The organism is Micromonospora sp. NPDC005710, from assembly GCF_040630995.1.
Classification (GTDB): Bacteria; Actinomycetota; Actinomycetes; order Mycobacteriales; family Micromonosporaceae; genus Micromonospora.
On record NZ_JBEXYP010000008.1, the window covers coordinates 25,386 to 43,848 of the forward strand.

Below are 18,463 nucleotides of genomic sequence, written 5' to 3' on the forward strand. Positions count from 1 at the left end.
CCGCCCGTCGGTAGCTCTGTGGCACGGGAGGGGTACGCGGTGGCGCGGGGGGATGCGGAATTCGTCGAGTTCGCGCGGGCTGCGTCCGCGCGACTCGTGCACGCCGCGTACCTGATGACCGGCGACCACCACCAGGCCGAGGACGCCGCGCAGACCGCCCTGGTCCGGACCTACGCCTCGTGGTCGCGGATCCAGGACGACGACGCCTACGGGTACGCCCGCCGCACGCTCGTGAACCACCTGATCGACGGGTGGCGGCGGCCGATGCGCGAGTACCCGAGCGCCGACGTGCCGGAGCAGCGGCGGGGCGACGTGGCCGACGAGGTGGCCACCCGGCGCTGGTTGATCACCATCCTTGGTGCGCTCAACCCTCGGGAACGCGCGATAGTCGTCCTGCGCTACTACTTCGACCTGCCGGAGGCGCAGGTGGCCCGGGAACTCGCCGTGTCCGTCGGCACTGTCAAGAGCACCAGCTCACGAGCGCTGGAGAAGTTGCGCGGCGTCACCCACCGCACGGCCGACGAGGAGGCGCGCCGATGAGCGAGCTGGACCGGCTCCGCCACGCGATGCGGGAGACCGAGCGCCCCGACACCGTGCTCGACCTGGCCGCCGTGATGCGCGAGGGACGTCGGTTGCGTACCCGTCGACGTGTCGCCGGAGCCGGGGCGGCGACGCTGGCGACCGGCCTGGCCGCCGTGGTCGTGGTGGTGGCGGTCGGCGCGCCCGGCCCTGGCGATCCGGTGCCGGCCGAGCAACCGCCGCCGGTCGCCGTCGCTCCGCCGTCGGTCGGTGTCTCACCGTGGGCGGGACAGTCGCTGGAGCCCACACCACTGCCGACGATGGCTCGGGACGAGCCACCGCCGAAGCCGATGGGCCAGATCGTCGACACCGGGGTGCGGCACGGCACCGATCGGCGGGTCTACTACTTCGTCCCGGTGTCGGTGCCCGGCGAACCCAAGGTGACCATCGGGCTGGCGGCCGGTCGCCAGGCTCCGGACGGCGCGTTGACGACGGATTTTCTGGTGAACGACGTGATGGGCAGCGACCGCAGGGCCGGGTTCCACCAGATCGGCTACGACGAGGGCACCGGTGCTGCCGCGCCGGTGCCCACCTTCGGCTACTTCGTCGGCCCCGCCAACCGGATCATCGGCACCGTCGACGGTCGGCAGGTCGACGCCCGGGTGGCGCGATGGAGTGCCGACAAGCAGGTGGTGATCTTCTGGTTCGACCCGGCGCGGCTCACCCCGGGGGAGCGGCTGGACGGCATCATCGCCCGCGACGGCGACGGCCGCCTACTCTGACGCGCGGCGGAGGCTCAGACCAGTCGACGCTCGATGGTCACCGTCGTCCCCTCGGCGGTGGAGACCAGCCGCACGTCACCGTAGGCGTTCATCAGCAGCGCGCCGCGTCCCCGGTCCATCGCCGGCCGGCGGTCCCGCCAGGTGCCGAAGTCCCGTACTGAGATCCGGACCAGCCCGCCACCCACCTGGACGCGCACCCGCACCTCCGGACGGCTGGGCTGCTGCGCGTGCTCGACGGCGTTGTTCATGGCCTCGGAGGCGGCGAGCAGGAGATCCTCCAGCACGTCCGGGTCGACGGCCAGGTTGCCCAGCGCCCCTCGGACGTCCTGCCGCATGGCGGCGGCGGAGGTGGGCGCGGACGGGTACGTCCACCCGACGTCCAGCGCCTCACCGAGCCCGTCCGGGTCGGCGGGAACTGCCACGACCACTGACGCGTCGGGAACGGTGTCGACCACCGGGGCCTGCGGAACGGCGCCGATCGGGGCGGGGCGGGGCGACGGCGTCGCGCCGGCGACAGTCGCCGGGTCGCCGCCGGCTGCGGCAGCGGGGGTCCGGTCGCGGACGCGGCGGATGCCGGCCCGGATCCGGGCGATCAACTCGGTGGCGGCGAACGGTTTCACGAGGTAGTCGTCGGCGCCCAGGCCCAGGCCCTCCACGCTCGCCTCCCCGCCCGCCCGGGCGGAGAGCACCAGCACCGGCAGCCCTCGGGTCGCCGGGTCGGCGCGGAGACGGCGCAGAAGGTCGAAGCCGTCCAGTACCGGCATCATCACGTCGGTCAGGACCAGGTCGGGCGGGTCGCGGTGGATCTCGTCGAGGGCCTGCCGACCGTCGGTGACGGCCCGGACCCGCCAGCCCTGCCCGGCAAGCAGTCGGGTGAGATAGGCCCGCATGTCGGCGTTGTCGTCGGCGAGCAGGATGCGGGCCCCGCGCAGCTCGTCCGTGGCCGACCCGGACGCGGGATCGGGCTCGGTCACCGCGTCGCCCGTCTCGGTCAGCCAGCCCATGGCCTCCTCGACGGCGGCGCGGGCCGCGTCACCCCGCCCGTTCATTGCCGGCCCGGTGACCGCGCTGCGGTGTGCCGCCGACCAGGGCAGCGTCACGGTGAACCTGCTACCGACGCCCACCTGGCTCGTCACTCGCACGTCGCCGCCCTCGAGCCGGGCCAACTCTTGCACCAGGGCCAGCCCGATGCCAGTGCCCTCGTGGCTGCGCGAGCGGCCGCCCGGCACCCGGTGGAAGCGTTCGAAGAGCTTCGGCAGGTCCCGTTCCGCGATGCCGATGCCGGTGTCCGCGACGGTGAGGCGCACCTCCTCGTCATCGGCGTCGAGGGTGACCCGGATCCGGCCGATGAACGTGTACTTCAGCGCGTTGGAGAGGAGGTTCGTGACGATGCGTTCCCAGTTGACCGGGTCGACCGAGACCGGCCGGGGCAGCGGTGGGCAGTTCACCTCGAGCGTCAGCCCGGCCCGCTCGACGGCGGCCCGGAACACCCCGGCGAGTTCGGCGGTCAGCGCGGCCAGGTCGACCACCCGGGCGTCGCTGCGCGCGCGCCCGGCCTCCAGGCTGGAGAAGGTGAGCAGGCTGTTGACGAGTGTCAACAGTCGGGTGGCGTTACGCCAGGCGGTCTCCACCCGCTCCCGCTGCACCGCCGCCAGCGGCGCGCCGGCGTCGGTGAGGGCGTCGGTCAGCGGGCCGAGGATCAGGGTCAACGGGGTACGGAACTCGTGGCTGACGTTGGCGAAGAAGTCGGTCTTGACCCGGTCCAGTTCCGCCATCGCCTCGACCCGGCGCCGCTCCTCCTCGTACTCGTGGGCGTTGCGCAACGCCACGGAGATCTGCTGGGCGAGCAGTTGGTGGAAGGAGCGGTAGGCCTCGTCGAGCCCTCTGCTGGGGCTGACCCCGGCGAGCAGGACGCCGAGCGGCTGATCCTCGTCGGCGGAGGGCAGTGGCAGCGCCAACGCGGTGCGGACCGGGTCGTCCCACGGGCCGGCGGGCAGCGGCAGCCGGTCGGTGACGTCGGTGACGTCCGTCGCCTGGCCCTCGGCGGCGTCCGCCAGCCCCCAGGCGTACGCGGGTGGGGTCGGGTCGGTCAGCTCGACGGCGCTGGGCAGGGCCGTTTCGTGCTCCCGGTTTCCGCCGGTGCGGGCGACCAGCCGCAGTGTGGTGCCGTCGCGCAGGTAGATGGCGGCGAACGGCACGTCCAGGGGGTGGCCGCCGATCACGTCGATCAGCCGAGCGCTGGTGGCGTCCATGTCGACGGTGCGTCCGTCGCCGAGCACCGACAGGTCGCGCAGCAGACGGAGCCGGCGTTCGCCGACCACCTGCTCGGTGACCTCGCTGCACACCGTCAGCACGCCGACGGTGCGGCCGTCGTCGTCGCGGGCGGGGGCGTGCGAGACGCTGAAGTACGCCTCCTCGCGGTAGCCGGCCCGTTCGAGAAGCAGTTGCAGCGCCGGCACCCAACTGGCCACCCCGGTCGCCATGGCCTGCTCGATCAGCGGGGCGAGCACGTCCCAGCCCTCGGCCAGGGTCACCCGTACGTCGCCGCCGAGCGCCGCGGGGTGCTTGTCGCCGATCAGCGCGGAGTACGCGTCGTTGTAGAGCTGGGAGTAGCTGTCGCCCCAGAGCAGCAGCATGGGGTACCGCGAGGAGAGCACCATCCGGACGGCGGCCCGCAGGCTCTGCGGCCAGCCGCCGACCGGGCCGAGGGGGGTGCCGGCCCAGTCCAGCTGTGCCATCAACCGCCCGGTGTCGCCGCCGCCGAGGAACAGGTCGGTGCTGGGTCGCGTCACGCTCGATCCGACCCCATGGCAAGCCCCCGATCCGGGCCCGACGACCCCTGCCGTGTTACCTACCCATCCTGACACCTCTACTCACCTGTGCCGACGCCGGTACCCACCGTCGAACCGGCGACGGTTCGGGACGAACGACCGATGCTCATGAAATAGATATCTGTAAGTCTCTCGGGTATCTCTCCAACCCCGAGGAGCCCCCATGAGAGGCAGAACGCTGAGCGCGGGAATCGCGCTTGCCGTGTTCGCCGGGATGACGGTGACGCTGGCCACCCAGCCGGCGACCGCGTCACAGTCGACCGCGACGACGGCGGTGACCCGGCCGATCGCCGCGACCGCCGCCGCGTTGGCCGCACCGGACATCTCCGTCACGAATGTCCAGGCGCACCTGACCCAGTTCAACGCCATCGCCACAAGCAACGGTGGCAACCGACGGGCCGGCTCCGCCGGCTACACCGCCTCGCTCAACTACGTCAAGACCAGGCTCCAGGCGGCCGGCTACACAGTCACCGAGCAGTACTGCTCCAGCTGCACGTACCCCTCGAACAACCTCATCGCCGAGTGGCCCGGCGGCCCGGCCGACCAGGTGGTCATGTTCGGCGCGCACCTGGACGGCGTCTCGGCCGGTCCGGGCATCAACGACAACGCCACCGGCTCGTCGACCCTGCTGGAGAACGCGCTGGTCCTGGCCGCGCAGAACCCGACGGTGACCAAGCGGGTGCGGTTCGCCTGGTGGACCGACGAGGAGCAGGGGCTCAACGGCTCCCGGTTCTACGTCAACTCGCTCACCTCCACCCAGCGCGGCTACATCAAGGGCTACTACAACTTCGACATGGTCGGTTCGACCAACGCCGGATACTTCATCAACCGGGTCAGCTCGACCACCGCAGCGCCGCTGAAGGCGTACTGGGACTCGTTGGGCCTGCAACCGGAGGAGAACGTCGAGGGTCAGGGCCGCTCCGACGACTACTACTTCCAGCAGGCCGGCATCCCCACCTCGGGCTACGCGGCCGGCGCGAGCGCCCGCAAGACCAGCTCCCAGGCGGCCAAGTGGGGCGGCACCGCGAACTCCGCGTACGACCCGTGTTACCACCGGTCCTGTGACACCACCGCCAACGTCAGTGCCACGGTGCTGAACCGGGCGGCCGACGGTGTCGCGTACGCCCTCTGGCAGCTCGCCGTCGGCGGGGGCACCCCGTCCTGCACGGGCGGTCAGGTGGTCGGAAACGGAGGCTTCGAGAGCGGCAGCACGCCGTGGACCGCGACCTCCGGCGTGATCACCAGTTCCAGCAGCCAACCGGCCCGGACCGGGTCGTACAAGGCGTGGCTGGGCGGCAACGGCACCACCCGCACCGAGAGCGTGTACCAGTCGGTGACAGTGCCGGCCGGCTGTGCCACGTACACGCTGTCGTTCTGGCTGCACATCGACACCGCCGAGACCACCAGCTCGACGGCGTACGACCGACTCACCGTGCAGCTGGGTTCGACAACGCTAGCGACGTACTCGAACCTGAACGCCGCCTCGGGCTACGTCCAGCGCAGCTTCAACGTCGCCGGGTTCGCCGGGCAGACGGTGACGCTGCGGTTCACCGGCACCGAGGACTCGTCGTTGCAGACCAGCTTCGTGGTCGACGACGTGACGTTGCAGGCCAGCTGACCCCGTACCCCTGTGGGTGAGCCGCCGCCGGTGGTGTCCGGCGGCGGCTCGTCGCGTCGTGGGTCAGGGGAGCTGGGGGTAGAGCGCGGCGACGCCCCCGGCCAGCCCGGCCTGCACCTGGCGGCTGGTCTCGTCGGCGAGGATCTCGTACGCGTCGGCCTCGATGCCGTCCACGCCGATCGTGGCGATCGCCGCCGGGTCGGACTTCGGGCCGGTGACGTCGGCGGCCATGTCGGTGTCCAGGTAGCCGACGTGCAGGCCGGAGACCCGGACGCCCCGGTCGGCGAGTTGGACGCGCAGCACGTTCGTCATCGCCCACTCTGCGGACTTGGCGACGCTGTACGCACCATGGGTCGGGGAGCCGAACCAGGACAGCACGGAGAGCACGTTGAGGATCGTTCCGCCGCCGTTGCCGGCGATGACCGGAGCGAACGCCCGGACTGTCGACAGGGTGCCGATGTAGTGGGTCTCCAGCTCCAGTCGGACGAGGTCCAGGTCGCCGTCGAGGAGGTCGGTCCGGGTGTCGATGCCGGCGTTGTTGATCAGGAGGTTCACGTCGCCGGCCAGCTTCGCGGCGGCGGCCACCGAGGCGGGGTCGGTGATGTCGAGGCGCACCGGCGTCACGCCGGGCAGGTCGACGCTGTCGGGGTTGCGGGCGCCGGCGTAGACGGTGGCGCCCCGGGCGAGGAGTTCGGCGGCCAGGTGTCGGCCGAGGCCACGGTTGGCGCCGGTGACGAGTGCGGTGCTTCCTGCGATCTTCATGGCCGTCACGCTATCCGAGCTGACTTCTGTTAGGCAAAGTCAGCTATGTCACCGAGGTGGGCCGGCAGATCGGGAATACGACCCGGACGCGGCCACAGCCGGATCGGTGACGACTCGTATCCTTTCTGCGAACCTCCGTACGAGCCGAGATGGGAGACGGTGTGAGCAACCAGGCCGAAACGTTGGAGTTCCAGGCCGAGGCGCGTCAGCTCCTCCAGTTGGTGGTCCACTCGATCTATTCGAACAAGGACGTCTTCCTGCGGGAACTCATCTCGAACGCGTCCGACGCACTGGACAAGCTCCGGCTGGCCACCCTCGTCGACAAGGACCTCGTCGCCGACACCGACGACCTGCACGTGGCCCTCGAGATCGACCGGGACGCCCGCACCCTCACCGTTCGGGACAACGGCATCGGAATGACCCGCGACGAGGTCGTCCAGCTCATCGGCACGATCGCCAAGTCGGGCACCGCCGAGCTGCTGCGTCAGCTGCGCGAGTCCGCCGACGCCCACGCCAAGCAGGATCTCATCGGCCAGTTCGGCGTCGGCTTCTACGCCGCGTTCATGGTCGCCGACCGGGTCACCCTGCTGACCCGCAAGGCCGGCGAGACCGGCGGCACCCGCTGGGAGTCCACCGGCGAGGGCACGTACTCGATCGAGGCGGTCGACGAGGCACCGCAGGGGACCACTGTGACCCTGCACCTCAAGCCGGCCGACACCGAGGACAACCTGCACGACTACACCGCCGAGTGGACCGTCCGCGACATCGTCAAGCGCTACTCCGACTTCATCGCCTGGCCGATCCGGATGACTGTCGAACGTGCCGGCGCCGAGGGCGAGCCCGCGACGAGCGAGGTGCAGACCCTCAACTCGATGAAGGCGCTCTGGGCGCGGTCCCGCGACGAGGTCGACGCCGCCGAGTACAACGAGTTCTACAAGCACGTCAGCCACGACTGGGCCGACCCGCTCGAAGTCGTGCACATGAAGGGCGAGGGCACCTTCGAGTACGAGGCGCTGCTGTTCCTGCCAAGCCACGCCCCACTGGACCTGTTCTCCCCGCAGGGCCGCCGGGGTGTGCAGCTCTACGTCAAGCGCGTCTTCATCATGGACGACTGCGAGGCGCTGGTCCCGACCTACCTGCGCTTCGTCAAGGGTGTGGTCGACGCGCACGACCTGTCGCTGAACATCTCCCGGGAGATCCTCCAGCAGGACCGGCAGATCCAGATCGTCCGTCGCCGCCTGGTCAAGAAGGTCCTCGCCACGGTCAAGGACCTCAAGGCCAACCACGCCGAGCGCTACCGCACCTTCTGGACCGAGTTCGGCGCTGTGGTCAAGGAAGGGCTCATCGACGACACCGACAACCGGGACACCCTGTTGGAGATCCTGTCGGTGGCCTCCACGAACGACCCGGCCGAACCCACCGACCTGGCCGGCTACGTGTCGCGGATGAAGGACGGCCAGAGCGACATCTGGTACGCCACCGGCGAGTCCCGGGCGGCCATCGAGAACTCCCCGCACCTGGAGGCGTTCCGGGCCAAGGGGCACGAGGTGCTGCTCCTCACCGACCAGGTCGACGAGGTGTGGGTCGAGCGCGTCGGCACGTACGACGGTCGTCCGCTGCGGTCGATCGCCAAGGGTGAGATCGACCTGGACACCGACGAGGAGAAGCAGCAGGCCGAGGCCGAGCGCGAGCAGCAACGACAGGAGTTCGCCGGGCTGCTCGACTGGCTGGGGACCACCCTCACCGACAGCGTCCGGGAGGTTCGCCTGTCGTCCCGGTTGACCACCTCACCGGCCTGCGTCGTCGGCGACGCCCACGACCTGACCCCGACCCTGGAGAAGATGTACCGGGCGATGGGGCACGAGATCCCGGCGACCAAGCGGATCCTGGAGATCAACCCCGGTCACCCGCTCGTGTCCGGCCTGCGCAAGGCCCACGAGCAGGGCGGCGACACCACCGCCCTGACCGAGACCGCGGAGCTGCTCTACGGTCTGGCGGTGCTCGCCGAGGGTGGCGAGCTGACCGACCCGGCCCGCTTCACCCGCACGCTCGCCGACCGGCTGGCGCGCACCCTGTAACTGACGTAACCCCGGCCGGCGGGCCGCCCGAGCAGCGGGCCCGCCGGCCGGTCGCGTCACGGTCCGTCGTTGTTGGTGAGCCGACGACGGATGCGTTCCGCGTCCGGGTGCCCGAGGTCCTCGAGAAGGCTCAACGCGGTCCGCCAGCTCTCGGCCGCCCCGGCCTCGTCACCGGCCTCCGCCTGCGCCTCGGCCAGGTGCCCGAGCGTGTCCGCCTCGTAGTACCGGTCCCGGAACTCCCGGTACAGCTCCACCGCGTGCCGGTACGAGCCCACCGCCTCCGCCGGCCGCCCGGCGCGGTGCTGGGCGTACCCGAGGGTGTCCCAGGTCGCTGCCTCACCCTGGTGGTCGTCGAACTCCCGCAACAGCGCCAGGCCCTGCCGACACGCCTCGATCGCCGCGTCGTGCTCACTCAGTTGGGCGCGGTACCAACCGATCGCGTTCAACGCCATCGCCTGCCCGTACCGGTGCCCGGCCATCCGGTACAACGCCAGGGCCACCTCCGCGTGCTTGACCACCTCCGCGCGCCGGCCCTGCCGGTCGGCCATCTCGGCCAGGTCCAGACAGGTGTGCGCCTGGTTGGCCAGGTCGTCGAGGCCCTGGAACAGCTCCAGCGCACGCTGGAGCTGACCGGGTGCCTCGTCGAGCCGGCCCAGCCGGGCCTGGGCCCGGGCCAGACTGCGGTGCGCGTGCGCCTGCCCGACGGCGTCGCCGCTGCGGCGCGCGGCGACAAGCGCCGTGCGCTGCACCGCCAACTGGTCGTGCCAGCCGCCCTGACGGTCCAGAAAAATGGTCAAACTCCAGGCCAGCTGCCAGGCGTGCCGTTCGAACCCGCTCGCCGCGCACCGCTCGACGAGCGCGATGAGCACCTCACGTTCCCGGGTGAACCACGCCGCCGCCTCGTCGTGGTCGCTGATCTTCTCCGCCCGGACCCCGCTGACGGCCGGCGGCAGCGCGATCGGATCCCAGTGCGGGTGCAGCAGCACGGCAGCCGCGTGCGCGCTGTGCAGGTAGTGGTCGAAGAGCCGACCCCGCGCCGCGGCCCGGTCGCCGGTCGGGTCCCGCTCAGCGGAGAGTTCGGCAGCGAAGGCCCGCAGCAGGTCGTGCATCCCGTACCGGTCCGGGCCACGCTCGAGCACCAGGTGCGCGTCGGCGAGTTCGGCGAACGCCGTACGGACCTGGCGGCGCTCGACGCCGACGAGGCTGGCCCCGGCCGCCGTACTGAGCGTCACGTCCGTGCTGCCGCCGACCAACCGGAAGAGCCGGGCCGTCGACTCGGTCAGCAGGCGGTACGACCAGGACAGCGCCGTCCGCACGCTGCTGGCGTGGTCGCCGGCGTCCAGCCCGTCCAGCCCTCCGTCGGTGCGCAACTGCTCACCCAGCTCCGTCAGGGAGAGCTGCGGCCGGACCGCCGCCCGGGCCGCCACCACGACCAGCGCCAACGGCAGCCGGTCACACAGCCCGACCAACTCGCCGACGGCCTCCCGTTCTCTCTCGGCCCGCACCCCGATCCGCGCGTGCAGCAGCGCCGCCGCGTCCCCGGCGGTGAGAAGATCCAGCACCAATGGCTCGGCACCCTCGGTGGCCACCAGGCCGGTCAGCCGGTCCCGGCTCGTCACCAGCACCAGGCAGTGGGCGGACCCGGGTAACAGCGGCCGGACCTGCGCGGCGTCGCGGGCGTTGTCCAGCAACACCAGCATCCGTCGGCCGGCCAGCAGGCTGCGATACAGCGCTGTCTGCTCCTGCGGGTCGAACGGCAGTTCCCGGGGCGACACACCGAGCGCCGTCAGAAAGCCGCGCACCACCTGCTCGGCGCTTCGCATCACGCCGCTGTGGCTGTAGCCCTCCAGATTGGCGTAGAGCTGCCCGTCGGGGAAGCTCTCGACCACCCGGTGCGCCCAGTGCACGGCCAGCGCCGTCTTGCCCACCCCGGCCAATCCGGAGAGCACCGCCACCGGCACCGCGCCGGGATGCGCCTCGGCATTCGCCAGCAGGGCGTCCAGTCGGACCAGCTCCGCCCCTCGTCCCGCGAAGCCTCGAACGTCCGAGGGCAACTGCGCCGGGACCGGGTGGGTGGGGGTGGGCCGCGCGACGGGACCGGCCACGCCGGGTGCCGGGGTGGGCTCGGCGCGGGACGTCGGCGCGCTGACCTCACCGCGCAGGATGGCCTGGTGCAGGTGGCGAAGTTCCGCGCTCGGGTCCGCGCCGAGCGCGTCGGCCAACCGCTCCCGCAAGCGGGCGTAGTGCGCCAGCGCCTGGGCGCCCCGTCCGTCGGCCGCCAACGCGTGCACCAACGCGGCGGCGACCCGTTCGTCGAGCGGGTGGTCGTCGGCGAGCCGGGTCAACGGGTCGATGACGGCGTCCGGTTCACCCCGGCGCAGCAGACCGCGGGCCCACTGGACGACCGTGTCGATGTGCCGACGGTCCCAGTCCTGCCGGATCCGGGCGGCCCACTCACCCGGCAGGCCGGCCAGCGGCTCGCCGCGCCACAGAGCCATCGCCCGGCGTAGTAGCTCCGCCCGCTCCGGGTCGTCCTCGGCCAACTCCTCGGCCCGCCGCCGCAGCGCGTCGAAGTGCCTGCCGTCGACCGTCTCCGGCGGCAGGTCCAGCAGGTACCCGCCGGAGCGGCGGACCAGCGCGTCCGGAGCCCCGGCGGCGGCCAGCACCCGGCGGATCCGAGCGAGGTATACGTGCAGGTTGTGCCGAACCCGCGGCGGCGGGGAGTCACCCCAGACCCGGTCCACGAGGGACTCCACGCGAACCGGCCGGCCCACGTCGACCGCCAGCGCGGCGAGGACGGCGCGTTGCCGGGCCGCTCCCGCGTCGATCAGCTGGCCGTCCGCCCACACCTCGACTGGCCCGAGGACCCGAATCTCCATGAACCGCCGCCGCCCCCGTGCCGCCGGTCGGCCAAGCCGGCCGGCACGACCGGATTGAGGTTCCGGCAGGAATCCATCGACCTACCGCGCAGATCATCGTAGGCACGACGACATCTCTCAATGCGATGTCGGCAACTCGACTCACTGCCGCCTCGGTCATGACCAGATCCAGAGGTCACGCACGTGCGAAACACGGTTCTGCCGAGGGCCGGCGTCTCCGGTGCGGGAGGGGAACCGGCGACGCCACGACGGCGCCGGCCGGAATCCGACGGGGGATTCCGACCGGCGCCGTCGCTCGGGTCAGCCCGGGTAGTAGCAGACGTTCGGGATGACCGGACCACCGTTGACCCCGAAGGTCGCGAAGCCCATCCACGCCCGGGTCTGCGGGCCGTACTCGCCGTCCTCGGCGATGTTCGCCCACGACCAGGTGTCGTTGATCACGCCCTGTGCGTACCGGACCGCGTTGCGGGTGTTGGTGCCGTACTGGCCGTCGAGCCGCAGGGACTGGGAGTAGCAGTTGTTCAGCGCCTCCTGCAACACCTTGACGGCGCTGTTGGAGTTGCCGTACTTCAGGTAGCAGGTCTTGTTGCCGTCCTGCCAGCCGACGGTGGGCACGTGCATGTCACCCGGGTAACCACCGACCTTGTAGTAGGTCAGGCTGGTGCAGGTGGTGGCGGCCTGCGCGGCGGTCGGCGCGGCCAGGGCCAGGCCGGCGCTGGCGAGCACCGTCGCGAGAATGGCGGCGGCGCTGCGGCGACCGAGGTTGCTTCGATGGATCGGCATGCTCTCCTCCAGAGGATGGGCTACCGGGGGCGACCCCGTGTGCCCTGAAGCATCGCGACCATCGATCTACGAATTCCTGCTCGAACGTCAATTGCGAACGCTCGGCCGGATCACCGGCCGAGCGTTCGTGTCCCTGCGGCGCGGGAGGAGGGTCGAATCACGCCGCCGAGGCGGCCTTCGACCCTCGGTGCGACGTCACCGGGCCGGCGTTCCAGCCCCAGCGCGGATTGGGTACCGCGGCGCCACGACGCCCGTCCGTGTCGGCGTACTCGCTGTCGGTGCCGTCAACTGTCATCTCGGTGGAGCGGGACGTGCTACGGGCCAGTCGCAGTGAGTGCTCGGCGCCGGTGCGGGCCGTGCACGGCCACGACTGCCCGGCGCACTGGAGGTTCTGGCAGTGGCCCTCGTCGTCCGGCTCGTGGGCGCTCAGCACGTCGATCGCCAACTGCCACAGCAGTGGGTCGGTCACGTCGTGCGGGCGCTCGGTGGTGCGGCTCGGTCGGTTGCTCGTGTCGTCGGACATCGTGGGCCCCCCTCGTCAGGCTGTACCCCTCAAGGGTCACCCGTCAGCCGCCGGCTAAACCGCCGACCTGCTGTGATGTGTCTCTGGTCGCACACCGCACGGGTGAGCGCCGCTGATCCGAACCGGTCGCGGACCGCGTCGGCACCAGCGTCCAGATCGGAACCGACGTCCGGCTGGAACGGCAGTGAGCTGGGCGAACGTTCGATCAGTCGAGGCAGAACTCGTTGCCCTCGGGGTCGGCCATGACGAGATGACCGGCGCCGAGCGGGGGAGCGGGCTCGTGCCGACCCAGACGCTTGGCCCCGTGCGAGACGAGCCGGTCGGCCTCCGCCTCCAGGGCCGTCATCCGTTCGTCGCCCTCCAGCCCGGGGGCCGCGCGGACGTCGAGGTGGACGCGGTTCTTCACCTGCTTGTGCTCCGGCACCCGCTGGAAGAACAGCCGTGGTCGTGAGCCCTCGGGATCGACCACCGCCGACGCGTCGTTGCGGTTCTCCGGCGGTACACCCATCGCCTCCAATGCCTCGTCCCAGGACGCGAAGTTGCCGGGCGGGGCCTGCACCTGGTAGCCGAGGGCCTCGGCCCAGAAGGTGGCCAACCCGGCGGGGTCGGCGCAGTCGAACGTGATCTGGACGTCGCGGGTCACTGTGGGTCCCTGCTTCCTGAGCTGGTCGGTCATGGTCCCAGCCTCTCCTCGATAGCGGACAGGAACGTTCCGCTACTCGTGAAACGATCGGCGGGTGACAGTCGAGGCGACGACCGAGCGGGTGCTGCGCCTGCTGACGCTGCTGCAACGACGACTGTCCTGGACGGCCGCCGAACTCGCCACCGAGCTGGGGGTCACCGGCCGTTGCGTACGCCGCGACGTGCAGCGGCTGCGGGCGCTCGGCTATCCCGTGCACGCGGTGTCGGGCGTCGGCGGTGGCTATCACCTGGGAGCGGGCACCCGGCTGCCGCCTCTGCCCCTGGATGACGAGGAGGCGATCGCCACCGTGGTGTCGCTGCGGCTCGCGGCCGGGGGCACCGTCGCCGGGGCGGGTGAGGCGGCGCTGCGGGCACTCGCGAAGCTCGACCAGGTGATGCCGTCGCGGCTGCGCGCCGAGGTGCGGGCGGTGCACGGCTCCACCGACACCCTCATCGGCCCGGTCGCCGAGATCGACGCGGAGGTTCTGGTGACACTCGCCCGGGCCTGTCGAGACGGAGTACGGGTTCGATTCCACTACCCCGACCGGAACGCCGGGGAGCGGGAACGGACCGTCGAGCCGATCCGGATGGTCACGACCGGCCGCCGCTGGTACCTGATGGCCTGGGACGTCGACCGCGACGACTGGCGGACGTTCCGGCTGGACCGGATGCGGGCGGTCGTCGCGACGACCTGGCGTTTCCCGGAGCGTGAGCACCCGGAGCCGGCCGCCTTCGTGCAGCGGGCCGTGACCGGAGCGCCGTACCGGTACCTCGCCCGGGTGCGGGTGCACGCGCCGGCCGAGCGGGTGCGCGAGGTGGTCCCGCCCCAGGTGGGCCGGGTCGAGGACGACAGCGACGGGTGGTGCCTGCTGGTCGTCGGCGGCGACAACCTGGACTGGCTCGCCGCGCACCTCGCTCGCCTCGATCACGACATGGAGGTGCTGGAACCTCCCGAGCTGCGCGAGGCCGCCGGCCGGCTCGCCCGTCGTCTCGCGGTGCTGGCCGGGGCGACGGCGGAGCCCGGCGCGCGGTGATGCAGCACGTAGTGACGCAGCGACACCGGGCTGCCGTCGGGGGCGACCCAGGGTGCCGTGCTGGTGCCGACACACCGCCATCCCGCGCGTTCATACAGCGCAGCGGCCGCGGTGCCACCGGCGGCCAACTCCAGCACCAGGTCTGTTTCCCGTTTGTCCGCCCACTGGCGGGCCCGACCCAGCAGCGTGCTGCCCAGCGCCAACCCCCGGGCTCTCGGGGCCACGAAGAGACGAGCCACCTCGGCCCTCGGTCGGCCGGGCGGTCCGTCCACCTGGTCGGGGATCCGCTGCACCGCGACGTGCCCGACAATCACGGCGTCGGCGTCGACGGCGACCCAGGCTCGCGCCGGGTGCGGCTCGCGCAGCCAGCGGTGCGGGTCGGCGGGCCAGTTCAGCGGGTACCTGTCGACCCGGTGGACCTCGGCGAGCGCCGCGACGCACCCGTCGATGTCGGTGGCGCGGCGGCGGCGGATGCGCGGTGGGATCACAGGTCGTCGAACGGGCCGGCGTAGCGGAACGCGCTGCCGACGCCGCGCCGCTGCCAGTCGGGCAGCACGCCCAGCGGCCCCAGGCACAACGCCACCGGCGCACCGCCCACCAGGCCGCGGGTGGCCACCACGTGCCCGACCACCTGGCCGTCCGAATCGGTCGCCACCAGGGAGTACGTGGGCAGCCAGCCCTCGTCGACGCGCAGCGCGTCGACGAGGGTCGCCTCGACCGGCGCGCCACCGCCACCGTCGGCAGTGGCGAAGGCTGCGGAGTGCACCGCCCGAATGGCGTCGACGTCGGCGGGTGTTTCACGTCTGATCAGCACCGCGCCACCATAGACGCGGTGAGTCGCCGGCTCCACGCGTTTGTCGCGGGCCCCCGTCTGCCGGCGTTCGTCGTGCCTCGCAGTCGTGGCGGCCGGCGGGCGTGATGGCCTGGGGGTGGACCTTCGCGGACATGGCGGGGCGCGCCGGACGGGCGGGTGTGCCTGTACCCGGCGGCCCCTGCGGGGAATGCGTGATGTCTGTGAGTCATCAGGATGTCTTCCAGTCATCACGCACTTCCCCGCGGTACGGGCCTGGGACCTCCCCGGTCCGCGCGTTGGCCCGTGCCGCAGACCCGGGCGTTATCTCAGCCGACGGCGGTGGCGGAGGGCGGGGCGCTACCGCCCCGGGGCGCCTCCGGGGTCATCAACCGGATGATCTCCGCTCGGTCGGCGGGCGAGGGAAGCCCCCATTCGGGCCGGTAGCCGTACACCTCGTGCAGTGGGGTGGAGCCGGTGCGGCCGTCCAGGATCTCCACGGCGTCGGTGCCGATCAGGCCGGGGTGTTCGACGCCGCAGGCCTCGGCGACCTTGGTCAGGTCGCGGCGCAGCGTCCGCAGGTAGTTGGCCGCGCGGACCGACTTCAGCGTCGGGTCCAGGCCCCGGGCGAGCCACGCGTTCTGGGTGGCGACGCCGGTGGGGCAGGTGTCGGTGTGGCACTTCTGGGCCTGGATGCAGCCGATCGACAGCATCGCCTCCCGGCCGACGTTCACCATGTCGCAGCCGAGCGCGAACGCCACGATGGCGTTGTCCGGCAGGCCGAGCTTGCCGCCGCCGACGAATACCACCTGCTCGTGCAGATCGTGCTCGGCGAAGATCTTGTACACCCGGGAGAAGCCCTGCTGGAACGGGAGCGACACCGAGTCGGTGAAGATCAGTGGCGCGGCGCCGGTGCCGCCCTCGCCACCGTCGATCGTCACGAAGTCCACCCCTCGGCCGGTGTCCCGCATCAGGGTGGCCAGTTCCTGCCAGAAGCTGAGGTCGCCGACCGCCGACTTGATGCCCACCGGGAGTCCCGTCTCGGCGGCCAGCAACTCCACCCAGTCCAGCAGGCTGTCGCAGTCGGAGAACTCGGCGTGCCGGGACGGGCTGACACAGTCCTGACCGGCGGGGATGCCCCGGGTGGCGGCGATCTCGGCGGAGACCTTCGCCCCGGGCAGCAGCCCACCGAGGCTCGGCTTGGCGCCCTGGCTCAGCTTGACCTCCAGTGCCCGTACCGGGGCGCCGGCGACCAGGTCCTTCAGCCGTTCGAGGCTGAACCGGCCGTGCTCGTCGCGGCAGCCGAAGTACGCGGTGCCGAGTTGGAAGACCAGGTCACCGCCGTTGCGGTGGTACGGCGACAGGCCGCCCTCGCCGGTGTTCTGCAGGCAGCCGGCGAGCGCCGCACCCTTGTTGAGCGCGGTGATCGCGTTGCCGGAGAGCGAACCGAAGCTCATCCCGGAGATGTTGACGACCGACTCCGGCCGGAACGCCCGGGCGCGACCCCGTGCCGCACCGAGCACCTTGGCGCAGGGCAACCGCACGTCGTGCCCGGCGGTCGGCGACGACGGTGGCACGGCGCGACCGAACGTGCGGTGCTTGATGATCGGATAACCGGGGGTGTACTCGATGTCGTTGTCCGTACCGAAACCGAAGTAGTTGTTCTCCTGCTTGGCCGACGCGTACACCCAGCGGCGCTGGTCCCGGGTGAACGGCCGCTCCTCGTCGTTGCCGGCCACGATGTACTGCCGAAGCTCCGGCCCGATCTTCTCCAGCAGGTAGCGGGCGCGGCCCAGGACCGGGAAGTTGCGCAGCAGCGCGTGGTCGCGCTGGATCAGATCCCGCGCGGCGAGGGCCGCGACGGCGGCGGCGACAGCGGGTACGGCTCGACGGGCCCAGGTCATGCCCGGATTCTTTCCGCCCGGACGGCGGATCAAACCGGTGAGCTGGCTGGCGGCGGTGCGGGTGCGCCCCGCACCGCCACCATCTGACTCAGCGGTGCCGGAACGACTCGCGCACCGATCCGCCGACCACCGCGCACCACGTGCTCGTGCTGAGCTTGCCGTTGCGGGGCAGCCCGTGCAGGGCCTGGAGGTCCTGCACCGCCTTGCGGGTGTCGTGGTCGTACGCCCCGGTGACGGTGACCGCGTACCCCTTGGTGGCGAGGATTTCCTGCACGGCCGTGACCGGCGCTCCGGCGGCGTGCTGGTCCAGTTCCGGGGCCAGGGTCTCCCAGGTCGGCGTGGTGAGGGTGGCGTCCACGTCCACCGGGATGCCGTTGCGGGCCTGCCAGTCCTGCACCGCCGTGACGGTCGCGGCGTCGAACGTGCCACTGACGGTCACCGGGTAGCCCCGGTAGGCGAGCAGGTGCTGCACCACCCGGACCGAGGGAGAGTTGACGAAGCGCCACAGGTCCGGCCAGCGACGGGCCGGCACGTCACCGAGCGCGGTGCCCAGGGCGGCGTGCACCCGCCGCCGCAGCTCCGGGAACTGACTGTAGAAAGCGGCGCCCGGACACTCGGTGGTGCGGAAGTCCCAGTGGCCGAAGATGTCGTACGCGTGCAGCCCGTACTGGCGGCAGACGGCGACGCAGAGTTTCACCAGCGAGTCGGTGAGCGCCTTCGGCGGCGTCTCGGTGACGTAGGTGCCCTCGTTCTCGATGCCGATGGCCCGGCCGTTCTCACCCGGGCAGTGCGCCGAGATCATCTGCCGGTCGCCGGCCTCCAGTCGTTCCAGGCTGCCCCGGCGGCCTTCCAGCACGTAGCCGCCGCGGCTGACGGTGAAGTGCTGGCCGGTGTCCGACCAGCCGTTGCCGTCCATGTGCAGGTCCTGGCAGTCGTGGGCCAGCTTGACCGCCTGCTCCTGGGAGTAGTCGGTGACGTTCGGGAACGCCATGTGGTGCACGATGATCTTGTTGGTGGCGATGGCACTCACCGACAGCGGGTCCTTCGGCGGGCGGGCTGCCCACTCGTCGCAGCTGATGATCCAGTCCAGGTCGGTGCCCGGCGCGGCCTGCGCCGCACCCGGGAAGGCGAGTTCGCTCCCGACGACAGCGACAGTGGCGGCGCCGAGACCGGCTCGCAGCAGCGTCCGGCGATCCACTTCGGAATGGTCGACGTGCATTGCATCTCCTCCTGCGGCCGACGGCGGGGGGATGAAAAGTAGCTCCAGTGGCCGCACGTA

Annotated in this window: 15 protein-coding genes; 5 read left to right on the forward strand and 10 right to left on the reverse strand. The window is 71.6% G+C overall.

Annotation, left to right across the window (positions count from 1 at the left end):
• Window positions 1-39: 39 nt before the first annotated feature.
• On the forward strand, window positions 40-540 hold the full coding sequence (locus tag ABZ406_RS12940; protein WP_357759837.1) for a SigE family RNA polymerase sigma factor: 501 nt from the start codon (window positions 40-42) through the stop codon (window positions 538-540).
• Window positions 537-1,301 (forward strand): hypothetical protein, encoded by a 765-nt coding sequence (locus tag ABZ406_RS12945; protein WP_357759839.1) that lies wholly within the window; start codon window positions 537-539, stop codon window positions 1,299-1,301. Before ABZ406_RS12940 ends, ABZ406_RS12945 begins: the two co-directional genes overlap by 4 nt.
• Window positions 1,302-1,315: 14 nt before the next feature.
• Here the strand turns inward: ABZ406_RS12945 and ABZ406_RS12950 are convergent, their stop codons facing one another.
• Window positions 1,316-4,093 (reverse strand): ATP-binding protein, encoded by a 2,778-nt coding sequence (locus tag ABZ406_RS12950; RefSeq protein WP_357759842.1) that lies wholly within the window; start codon window positions 4,091-4,093, stop codon window positions 1,316-1,318.
• A gap of 202 nt (window positions 4,094-4,295) precedes the next feature.
• Between ABZ406_RS12950 and ABZ406_RS12955 the strand changes: the two genes are divergently transcribed.
• Entirely contained in the window at window positions 4,296-5,750 is a 1,455-nt protein-coding gene (locus tag ABZ406_RS12955; protein WP_357759844.1) for a M28 family peptidase, read from the forward strand.
• Window positions 5,751-5,813: 63 nt separating this feature from the next.
• Here the strand turns inward: ABZ406_RS12955 and ABZ406_RS12960 are convergent, their stop codons facing one another.
• On the reverse strand, window positions 5,814-6,512 hold the full coding sequence (locus tag ABZ406_RS12960; RefSeq protein ID WP_357759847.1) for an SDR family oxidoreductase: 699 nt from the start codon (window positions 6,510-6,512) through the stop codon (window positions 5,814-5,816).
• 149 nt (window positions 6,513-6,661) lie between these two features.
• On the opposite strand from ABZ406_RS12960, the gene htpG reads away from it, so the two are divergent.
• Window positions 6,662-8,590 (forward strand): molecular chaperone HtpG, encoded by a 1,929-nt coding sequence (gene htpG / locus ABZ406_RS12965; protein ID WP_357759849.1) that lies wholly within the window; start codon window positions 6,662-6,664, stop codon window positions 8,588-8,590.
• A 56-nt stretch (window positions 8,591-8,646) separates the two neighbouring features.
• Here htpG and ABZ406_RS12970 read toward each other — a convergent pair whose 3' ends face one another.
• From ABZ406_RS12970 to ABZ406_RS12985, 4 genes are all read right to left on the reverse strand, one after another.
• The gene (locus tag ABZ406_RS12970; RefSeq protein ID WP_357759852.1) at window positions 8,647-11,469 is read right to left on the reverse strand and encodes a BTAD domain-containing putative transcriptional regulator; all 2,823 of its coding nucleotides are present in this window, start codon (window positions 11,467-11,469) and stop codon (window positions 8,647-8,649) included.
• Between the two features lie 300 nt (window positions 11,470-11,769).
• Complete coding sequence (locus tag ABZ406_RS12975; RefSeq protein ID WP_357759855.1) at window positions 11,770-12,252, reverse strand: peptidoglycan-binding domain-containing protein; 483 nt, start codon at window positions 12,250-12,252, stop codon at window positions 11,770-11,772.
• A gap of 157 nt (window positions 12,253-12,409) precedes the next feature.
• The gene (locus ABZ406_RS12980) at window positions 12,410-12,775 is read right to left on the reverse strand and encodes a hypothetical protein (RefSeq protein ID WP_357759858.1); all 366 of its coding nucleotides are present in this window, start codon (window positions 12,773-12,775) and stop codon (window positions 12,410-12,412) included.
• A gap of 205 nt (window positions 12,776-12,980) precedes the next feature.
• Entirely contained in the window at window positions 12,981-13,451 is a 471-nt protein-coding gene (locus ABZ406_RS12985; protein WP_357759860.1) for a VOC family protein, read from the reverse strand.
• A 61-nt stretch (window positions 13,452-13,512) separates the two neighbouring features.
• Between ABZ406_RS12985 and ABZ406_RS12990 the strand changes: the two genes are divergently transcribed.
• A complete protein-coding gene (locus ABZ406_RS12990; protein WP_357759863.1) occupies window positions 13,513-14,490 on the forward strand; it encodes a YafY family protein in 978 nt (325 codons plus the stop codon).
• Here the strand turns inward: ABZ406_RS12990 and ABZ406_RS12995 are convergent.
• From ABZ406_RS12995 to ABZ406_RS13010, 4 genes are all read right to left on the reverse strand, one after another.
• Window positions 14,382-14,978: a GNAT family N-acetyltransferase gene (locus tag ABZ406_RS12995; protein ID WP_357759866.1), complete on the reverse strand. Its 597-nt coding sequence runs from the start codon at window positions 14,976-14,978 to the stop codon at window positions 14,382-14,384. The two genes, ABZ406_RS12990 and ABZ406_RS12995, sit on opposite strands and share 109 nt — an antisense overlap.
• Window positions 14,975-15,304: an N-acetyltransferase gene (locus tag ABZ406_RS13000; protein ID WP_357759868.1), complete on the reverse strand. Its 330-nt coding sequence runs from the start codon at window positions 15,302-15,304 to the stop codon at window positions 14,975-14,977. Before ABZ406_RS13000 ends, ABZ406_RS12995 begins: the two co-directional genes overlap by 4 nt.
• Window positions 15,305-15,609: 305 nt before the next feature.
• Window positions 15,610-17,184, reverse strand: coding sequence for an FMN-binding glutamate synthase family protein (locus tag ABZ406_RS13005; protein ID WP_357759871.1), 1,575 nt, complete (start codon window positions 17,182-17,184; stop codon window positions 15,610-15,612).
• A gap of 88 nt (window positions 17,185-17,272) precedes the next feature.
• On the reverse strand, window positions 17,273-18,403 hold the full coding sequence (locus ABZ406_RS13010) for an N-acetylmuramoyl-L-alanine amidase (RefSeq protein WP_357759874.1): 1,131 nt from the start codon (window positions 18,401-18,403) through the stop codon (window positions 17,273-17,275).
• Window positions 18,404-18,463 lie beyond the last annotated feature (60 nt).